This window comes from Neisseria sp. P0001.S007 (genome assembly GCF_051963655.1).
Lineage (GTDB): Bacteria > Pseudomonadota > Gammaproteobacteria > Burkholderiales > Neisseriaceae > Neisseria > Neisseria subflava_A.
In genome coordinates this window covers 1-281 of sequence record NZ_JBQCUB010000041.1, presented here as the reverse complement: position 1 = coordinate 281, position 281 = coordinate 1, and the positions used below count along the sequence as shown (strand labels likewise).

General features: G+C 43.8%; 1 protein-coding gene. It reads left to right on the top strand.

Translation table 11 applies throughout. From position 1 onward, the window contains the following. Positions 1–281: hypothetical protein (locus ACTHRE_RS11130; protein ID WP_440345282.1), on the top strand; the 281-nt coding region annotated here is incomplete at both ends.

Below are 281 nucleotides of genomic sequence, written 5' to 3'. Positions count from 1 at the left end.
AAGAAAGCTGAAGAAGCCAAGAAAGCTGAAGAAGCCAAGAAAGCTGAAGAAGCCAAGAAAGCTGAAGAAGCCAAGAAAGCTGAAGAAGCCAAGAAAGCTGAAGAAGCCAAGAAAGCTGAAGAAGCCAAGAAAGCTGAAGAAGCCAAGAAAGCTGAAGAAGCCAAGAAAGCTGAAGAAGCCAAGAAAGCTGAAGAAGCTAAGAAAGCTGAAGAAGCCAAGAAAGCTGAAGAAGCCAAGAAAGCTGAAGAAGCCAAGAAAGCTGAAGAAGCCAAGAAAGCTGA